Genomic DNA, 7,663 nt, shown 5'->3' on the forward strand with positions numbered 1-7,663 from the left:
CTAGCGCACGTCGGCGTCGGCGAGGGCGTCCTGCAGGCGTCGGTGGACGTCGTCGTACACCGCGACGTGGTCGGCCACGGGCAGCTCGGCCACCTCGGCGAGCCGGGCCGTCGCGGCGTCCACGCGCGCGTCGCCGGTGCGCTCGACCTCGCCGAGCGCGGCGAACTCCTCGCGGGCGGAGACCACGAAGGGCAACGAGCCGCCCGGGCCGACGACGTCCGAGCCGTCGTCCCACGCGTCGAGGTCGGCGTCGTCGTCGACGACGTCGTGGGTGACGTCCGCGGCGTCGACGTCCTCCGTCACGTCGGTGCTGTCGGCGCCGGTGCCGTCGCCGGCGGCGACGATGTCCTCGGTGCGGTCGGTCGGGCCGTCCCCGGCCTCGCTGTCGGCGCCGACGCTGTCGTCGCCGGTGCCCGGCTCGGCCCGGGAGGCAGGGGCGGGGTCGTCCGGCTCGGCCATGCCGTCGTCGTCGGCGACCTCGGTGGCCAGTTCGTCCTCGCCCACGGCGCCGGGGCCGACGTCGGGCTCGGTCGCGGGCTCGGCGCCGGGACCCTCGCCGGTGCGCTCTCCGGCCGCGTCGGAGTCCGCGGCGGACCCGCGCGGGTCCAGCACCGGCACGTCGTCGCGCTCGGTGCCGGCCGGGTCGGTGCCGCTCGGGTCGGTGCCGCTCGGGTCAGGGATGCTCACGAGCCGCCGCCCTCCGCGACCTCTGCCGCGGGCTTGGTCACGGGGACCTTCTTCTTCTTGGCCTTCGGCGCCGGGGCCGCGGCGGCCGGGGTCGCGGCGGTGGCAGCCGCGCCGGTGGCAGCCGCGCCGGTCGCGAGCTCCGCGCGGATGTCGGCGAGCTGGCCCTCGAGGCGCGCGACGTGGCGGCGCACCGCGGCGAGCTCCTCCTCGCGGACGAAGCCGAGCCGGCCCGCGGCCCGGTCGACCTCGGTGCGCACCAGTCCGGTGAGCAGCTCGCGGTTCTGCTTGCTCGTCTCGAGCAGGTCGTCGGCCAGGCCCTGCACCTGCGTGGCCGCCCGCGAGGCGGCGTCGACGGCCGAGTCCTTGCCCGGGACGTCGGGGACCTTCTGCAGGTCCAGGCCCTGGGCGACCAGCGCGGTGGCCGCCTCCCGGGCCTTGGCGAGCGTGACCTCGGTCAGCCCGGTGGCGAGCTGGACATATCCGCGAAGCGCGTCGAGCACCGTGCCTCCTGCTGGGCTGCTGGGGGCGCCGGGGCCGCCGCGCCGTCGACCGGTGCGGACGTCCCGCCGTCCGTCCCACGCTATACCGACCTCGCCCGCGGTGACCGGTCGCGCCCGGGCGGCGTCCGGCCGGTCCCCCGCGGCATCGGGGCGGGGCCGGCGCGGTCGCCGGCGCACGGGCGCCGCCGGACGCTGCGGTAGCGTCACCGCGACGCGGCTCGCGGGCCCGGCGTTCTGCGCCGACCCGGGCGCCGCACCGCAGAGGCAGGGGACGACCGGACGGAGGGGCACGCACGTGGCCGACGTCGAGGACGTGCGCGCGGCGCTCGACCAGGTGGTCGCGACGCTCGACGACGTCGACGACGCGACCCGGGCGCGGATCCCGGACATCGCCGTCGCCGCGCTGGTGCGCGACCACAGCCTCGCGGTCGCCGCGGACCTGCGCGGGGGGCGGCTGACCGACGTGCGCGACGTCGACCTCGTCGCGTTCCGCGCGGCCCGGCTGCGCCTCACCATGGACTCCGACGTCCTGCTGGACCTCGTGGAGGGCCGGCTCTCGTTCGGCCGGGCGTGGGCCCGCGGACGGGTCAAGGTCGACGCCCACCTGCGCGACCTGTTCCTGCTGCGCTCGTTCCTCTGACGCCGCAGTCCGCACACCGGCGGCACCCGTCACGTGCGGCGCCGGCCGGACGCGCCGGACCGGCGCGGCCGCTCAGCCGGTGGGCCGGGCGCGGTCGTGCAGGACGGCGTCGACGACCTGCTGGGCCTGCGTGGCGTCCTCGTCGGCGTCGGCCGGGTCCGCCCCGGCGTCGAGGCGCTCCCACCACGCGCGCACGACGGCCCGCACCGGCGCGAGCGGGTCCTGCGGCGCCCCGCGCGGGGCGTCGGCGACGCGCGTGGCCGCAGCGGGGGCGAGCAGGCCGCGCAGGTCGGCGGCGAGGTAGGTCGGACGGCGGTGGGCGGGCGCGCGGAGCAGGTCGCGCACATGCGTCACGCCGGTCATCACCAGCAGGCTGTCCACCCCGCAGACGTGCCCGGCCTCGATGTCGGTGTCGAGCCGGTCGCCCACGATCAGCGGGCGGTGCGCGCCCACCCGCTCCACGGACTCCTCGATGAGCGGCGCGAACGGCTTGCCGGCCACGAGCGGCTCGCGCCCGGTCGCCGACACCACCGCGGCCACCAGGGTGCCGTTCCCGGGCGCGATCCCGCGCTCGGTGGGGATGGACAGGTCGGTGTTGGTCGCCACGAAGAGCGCGCCCGCGCCGACCGCGTACGACGCCTCCGCGAGCTCGCGCCAGCCGACGTCCGGGCCATAGCCCATGAGGACCGCCACCGGGGCCTCCCGGGCCGAGGCGACCGGCCGCAGCCCGCGGGCGGCGACCGCCTCGGCGACGCCGGGACCACCCACGCAGAGCACGGCCGCCCCCGAGGGCACCCGGGCGGCCACCTCCCGGGCCCCGGCCTGCGCGGAGGTGACGACGTCGTGGTCGGCCACGGCGAGCCCGAGCGAGCGCAGGTGCTCGGCCACCACCGCGGGCGGACGCGCAGCGTTGTTGGTGACGTACGCCGTCACCACGCCGCGGCGGCGCGCCTCCTGCAGGGACTCGACCGCGTGCGCCACGGCGTCGGGGCCGACGTAGACCACGCCGTCGAGGTCGAGCAGCAGCGCGTCGTGCGCGTCGAGCAGCAGCGGCCCGTCCTCGTGCTCGTCGCGGACGGCGCTCACGACAGCGTCTCGTCGGGGCTCCCGACCGGGTCGAGCCCGGCCTCGGCACGGGCGGCCAGGGTGGCCCGCACCTGCGCCAGCGCCCGGCCGTAGTCGGCCCGGTCCGGTCGCATCACCGCGGCCATCGCGAGGTGGTCGGCCGCCTGCGGGAAGCGGCGCAGCCGCCAGAGGGCCAGGCCGAGGCCGAACCGCGCGTAGTCGTCGTCGGGCGCGAGCTCGGTCAGCACGGTGAACTCGCGGGCGGCGTCCTCGTAGCGCCGGGCGTCGAACAGGGCCCGGGCCCAGGCCTCCCGGATGGAGGCGGCGTCCGGCTCGTCGCGCGCGGCCCACGCGAGCAGCTCGGCCGCGGCGGCCGGGTGGCCCTCCTCGAGCAGCGCGCTGCCGCGCCGGAACCAGTCGTAGGCGTCCCCGGCCGGCGGCTCCGGCAACCCCTGCGCGCTCACCCGGCCATGGTGGCACGTCCCTCCTGACCGGCCCGCGTCACCCGCGCCGCGCTCTCGACCTCGACCTGGTAGCGCGAGCCGGAGTCCGCGCCGCGGTGGAAGAACCAGCGGCGCAGGCTGCCCCGGACCTCCACGACGTCGTGGCGCTCCCAGCGCAGCAGCCGGCGGCGGGCCTCGGCCCGGAACGCCGTGCACTGGAGGGTGTCGAACCGGGCGCTGCCGGCGGAGGACCGCGCCGCCGCGGGGCGGTCCACCACCAGCCGGAACACCACGTAGCGGTCGCCGGAGGGCATCTCCCGCTCCTCGGGTGCGGCCGCGAGCCGGCCCCGCAGCCGCACCTCGTTGAGCGCCCCGGCGTCGTCCTCCCCGCTCGCCCGGACCGACCCGCTGCCGCGACGGCTCGTCATGCTGGTGCCTCCCGTCCCACCCGGGACCCCCACGGCCCCGGTCGTGGGACGTACCCTGCGAGGGGCCGCCGACGCGCGCGGCGGCCCGAGCCCGAGCCCCGACGACGACACGCCCGAGGAGACGCCTGTGGACGCCCAGCCCGGCAGCGACGGCGCTCGGCCCGTGGTCGACCTCGGCGACGAGGTGTGGCTCGTCGACACCGAGATGGGCGGCTACGACGGCATCACCGCCGGCTACCTGATCCGCGGCGAGCGCCCCTGCCTGGTGGAGACGGGCGCGGCGACCTCGGCCGACCGCGTGGTCGAGGCGCTCGCGGGCCTCGGCGTCGGCGCCGAGGACCTCGCCGCCATCGTGGTGACGCACATCCACCTCGACCACGCCGGCGGCGTGGGCGACCTCGCGGCCGCGTTCCCGCGGGCCGAGGTCGTGGTCCACGAGGCCGGGGCCCGTCACCTGGCCGACCCCTCGCGCCTCATGGCCAGCGCCGAGCGGGTGTTCGGCTCCGTGCTGCACGAGCTGTTCGGCGCCCTGCGGCCCACGGACGCGGCCCGCATCCGGGTGCTCACCGACGGCGCGCAGGTCGACCTCGGCGGCGGCCGCAGGCTGGAGTCGTTCGACTCCCCCGGCCACGCCCGCCACCACGTGGGCCTGCTCGACTCGCTCACCGGCGACCTCTACACCGGCGACGCTGCCGGGGTGTGGACTCCCGAGACCGGCGACCTGCGCCCGGCCACCCCGCCGCCGGAGTTCGACCTCGACGCCGCCCTCGGCTCGCTGGAGCGCATGCGCGAGCGGGCGCCGCGGCGTCTGCTCTTCAGCCACTTCGGGCCGGTGACCGACGTCGACACCACGCTGGACCGCTCCGTGGAGGAGCTGCGCCTGTGGGTGGAGCTGGTCCGCGAGGCCCGGGTCGACGGCCTCGACCTCGACCACGCCGTGGCCCGCGTGCGCGAGCGCACCGCGGCGCGCTACGCGCTGCGGGCCGACCCCGAGATCGACCACAAGACCGAGGTGCTCTCGAGCACCGAGGCCGACGTCGCCGGGATCTGGCGCTGGCTGGACAAGCAGGCCGAGCTCGAGTCCCCCGCGGGCTGACCGGCACGGCGCGCCGGCGTCAGGGCGCTCGCCCGACGCCGGCCCACCGCAGCCGGGCGCGGCCCGGCACCGGTCCGGGCCGTCGCGCCGAGAGCGCTGCTAGGGCTGCGAGGGCTGGTCGTCGGCGTCCGCTGCGGTCGCGCCGTCGGGGTCCGTGACGACGTCGTGCCCGTCCTCGCCGTCGGGGTGCTCGGTGTCGGCGGCGTCGTCCTCCGCGTCGTCAGTCTCGTCAGTCTCGTCCGTGACCGCGTCGTCGGCGGCGTCGTCGTCCGCGTCCTCGGCGTCGAGCAGGTCGGTCCACACCAGGCCCTCGAGCTCGGCGACGCGCTCGGCGGCCTCCGTGGCCTCGTGCACGTCGACGTCGGCGGCACGCACGAACCAGGCCCGCGCCTCCTCCGCACGGCCGGCGGCCAGCAGCGCGTCGGCGTAGGCGAACTTCAGCCGCGCGGACCACTCCTCGGTGGAGCGCGACTCCAGCTCCGGGCACTGCAGCGTCACGACCGCGGCGTCGAGCTGGCCCTGGTCGCGGCGCGCCCCGGACACGACGATCCGCAGCTCCACGCGCCCGGCCCGGTCGAGCCGGTCGGCCTCGGGCGCGCCGGCCATGGCGATGGCCCGCTCGGGCCGGCCCAGGCCGCGCTCGCAGTCGGCCATCACCGGCCAGTAGGCGTCCGAGCCGGAGATGCGCCGCGCCGCCCGGAACTGGGCCAGCGCGTCGGCGTACTCGCCGGCCGCGTAGGCCGCGATCCCGGCCGTCTCGCGCACCACGGCCAGTCGGCCACCGCGCGCGACGGCAGCACGGGCGTGCTCCCACGCCTGCGCCGGGTCCTCGTCGAGCAGCCGCGCGGTCATCACGAGATGGCGGGAGACGATGTCGGACGCCTCGAGCGAGAGGGTCCGCAGCTCGGCCCGCACGTCCTTGTCGAGCTCGCGGCCGGTCACGTCCTCGGGCACCGGCGGGCCGGACACTCGCTCCGGGCGCACGTCGCGATCGCGCTCGCCGCGCTCGGGACGGCCCCGACCAGCCCCGTAGCCAGGGCCACCACGGCGGGCACCCGGCCGCTCGCCGGGTCCGCCGCGCCCGTACGCCGGTCGCGCGTCCTCCCGCCGCCCCGACGAACCCCGCGGCCCGGAGCCCCGCGCCTCGGTGTCGCGCGCCGGGCGCGGCGACCTGCCGGCTCCCGAGCCACGCTCGTCGTAGCGCCGGCCGGCGCCCTCGGAGTCGAACGAGCGGCGGGGCCCGCGCTCGGCCCCCGCAGCACCCGAGCGCGGGGCGCCCGAACGAGGCCCTCCCGCGCGTGACGAGCCGGAGGAAGACGACGACGGCCGCGACGAGCCCTGCCCACCCCGCGGCGGACGCGAGGCGCCACCCTCGGAGTCGAACGAGCGGCGCGGGCCGCCCTCGGCCCCGGCACCGGAACGCGGCGCACCCGTACGGGGGCCACTGGAACGGGGGGCACTGGAACGGGGCGCACTGGAACGGGGCGCACTGGAACGGGGCGCACTGGAACGGGGCGCACTGGAGCGGGGCGCACTGGAGCGGGGCGCACTGGAGCGGGACGAGCCCGAACCGGACGACGGCCGCGACGGGCCCTGCCCACCCTGCGGCGGACGCGCGGCGCCGCCCTCGGAGTCGAACGAGCGGCGCGGGCTGCGCTCCGCTCCAGCAGCACCCGAACGGGGCGCACCAGCCCGGGGCGCACCCGAGCGCGGCGCGGAGGAGCGCGGCGCGCTCGATCGCGACGCTCCGGAGCGGGACGAGCCCGGACCCGACGACGACGAGCGCGACGAGCCCTGCTCACCCCGCGGCGGACGCGGGCCGCCACCCTCGGAGTCGAACGAGCGGCGCGGGCTGCGCTCGGCCCCGGCGGACCGGCTCGAGCCGCTGCGCGGGGCAGGACGGCCCTGGTCTCGGCCGGAGGAGCCCGACCGGCCCGCGCTCGAGCCCGGACGGGGAGCCCCGCGGCCGGACGAGCCGCCGGCGCTGCGCGGAGCAGCTGCGCCCCGAGCCGGCCCGCGGCGCTCGCGGTCGGGCTCGCGATCGGATCGGTCGCGGTTGTCGGCCATGGTCGTGGTCCTCTCGTACGTGGGTCGCGCGGCGCTCGCAGCGCCGGCACGCGGTGGGCACCGGAGGTGTCCACGCGGTCGCCGGCGCCCGCCCGTGGCGGGCCGGGCACCGGCTCTCGGTCGGCCCGCTCGTCGCCCCCACAACGAGAAACGAGGCCGCCCATGGGGCGACCTCGTTCTCGAAGAATGTCCGGCGGCGTCCTACTCTCCCACGCAGTCTCCCGCGCAGTACCATCGGCTCTGAAAGGCTTAGCTTCCGGGTTCGGAATGGGACCGGGCGTTTCCCTTTCGACATGGCCGCCGAAACTCTATGGAGATGTGATCGGTTTCCCGACCGTATCTCGGGAACCGCACAGTGGACGCGTATCTAGAAGAAGGTGTAGTCAAGCCCTCGGCCTATTAGTACCGGTCAGCTCCATGCATTGCTGCACTTCCACCTCCGGCCTATCAACCCAGTGGTCTCGCTGGGGGCCTTACCCGGTTATCCGGTGAGAGTTCTCATCTTGAAGCGAGCTTCCCGCTTAGATGCTTTCAGCGGTTATCCCTTCCGAACGTAGCCAACCAGCCGTGCCCTTGGCAGGACAACTGGCACACCAGAGGTTCGTCCGTCCCGGTCCTCTCGTACTAGGGACAGCCCTTCTCAAAACTCTTACGCGCGCGGCGGATAGGGACCGAACTGTCTCACGACGTTCTAAACCCAGCTCGCGTGCCGCTTTAATGGGCGAACAGCCCAACCC

General features: G+C 77.0%; 6 protein-coding genes, 2 rRNA genes and 2 pseudogenes. 2 read left to right on the plus strand and 8 right to left on the minus strand.

The genetic code is table 11. The features are described from left to right. Both GC157_01725 and GC157_01730 read right to left on the minus strand, forming a co-directional pair. Positions 1-687 carry a hypothetical protein gene (locus tag GC157_01725; GenBank protein MBI1376196.1) on the minus strand — a complete coding sequence of 229 codons (687 nt, stop codon included), beginning with the start codon at positions 685-687 and terminating at the stop codon, positions 1-3. Further along, entirely contained in the window at positions 684-1,187 is a 504-nt protein-coding gene (locus GC157_01730) for a polyhydroxyalkanoate synthesis protein PhaF (GenBank protein MBI1376197.1), read from the minus strand. Before GC157_01730 ends, GC157_01725 begins: the two co-directional genes overlap by 4 nt. Positions 1,188-1,482: 295 nt before the next feature. Here GC157_01730 and GC157_01735 point away from each other — a divergent pair, with 295 nt between their 5' ends. Next, positions 1,483-1,827 (plus strand): sterol-binding protein, encoded by a 345-nt coding sequence (locus tag GC157_01735; GenBank protein ID MBI1376198.1) that lies wholly within the window; start codon positions 1,483-1,485, stop codon positions 1,825-1,827. A gap of 273 nt (positions 1,828-2,100) precedes the next feature. Here GC157_01735 and GC157_01740 read toward each other — a convergent pair. The 3 genes and pseudogenes from GC157_01740 to GC157_01750 form a co-directional block, all read right to left on the minus strand. Then, positions 2,101-2,874: pseudogene (locus GC157_01740) on the minus strand (HAD-IIA family hydrolase). Between the two features lie 35 nt (positions 2,875-2,909). Beyond that, positions 2,910-3,356, minus strand: a complete 447-nt coding sequence (locus GC157_01745; protein MBI1376199.1) for a tetratricopeptide repeat protein — start codon at positions 3,354-3,356, stop codon at positions 2,910-2,912. Further along, complete coding sequence (locus GC157_01750) at positions 3,353-3,763, minus strand: single-stranded DNA-binding protein (GenBank protein MBI1376200.1); 411 nt, start codon at positions 3,761-3,763, stop codon at positions 3,353-3,355. Before GC157_01750 ends, GC157_01745 begins: the two co-directional genes overlap by 4 nt. A gap of 205 nt (positions 3,764-3,968) precedes the next feature. On the opposite strand from GC157_01750, the gene GC157_01755 reads away from it, so the two are divergent. Then, a complete protein-coding gene (locus GC157_01755) occupies positions 3,969-4,859 on the plus strand; it encodes an MBL fold metallo-hydrolase (GenBank protein ID MBI1376201.1) in 891 nt (296 codons plus the stop codon). A 168-nt stretch (positions 4,860-5,027) separates the two neighbouring features. On the opposite strand, the pseudogene GC157_01760 reads toward GC157_01755, so the two are convergent. From GC157_01760 to GC157_01770, 3 genes and pseudogenes are all read right to left on the minus strand, one after another. Beyond that, a pseudogene (locus tag GC157_01760) lies at positions 5,028-5,828 on the minus strand (tetratricopeptide repeat protein). 1,286 nt (positions 5,829-7,114) lie between these two features. Beyond that, positions 7,115-7,231: ribosomal RNA gene (rrf, locus tag GC157_01765) — 5S ribosomal RNA — on the minus strand. Positions 7,232-7,295: 64 nt separating this feature from the next. Then, a 23S ribosomal RNA gene (locus tag GC157_01770) occupies positions 7,296-7,663 on the minus strand; the annotation flags it as partial.

The organism is Frankiales bacterium (assembly GCA_016125335.1).
GTDB lineage: Bacteria > Actinomycetota > Actinomycetes > S36-B12 > CAIYMF01 > Longivirga.

Excerpts from the sequence above, each read along its gene's own strand:
- GC157_01755 (MBI1376201.1), top strand. The coding sequence starts at position 3,969 with ATGGGCGGCTACGACGGCATCACCGCCGGCTACCTGATCCGCGGCGAG.
- GC157_01750 (MBI1376200.1), bottom strand. The coding sequence starts at position 3,763 with ATGACGAGCCGTCGCGGCAGCGGGTCGGTCCGGGCGAGCGGGGAGGAC.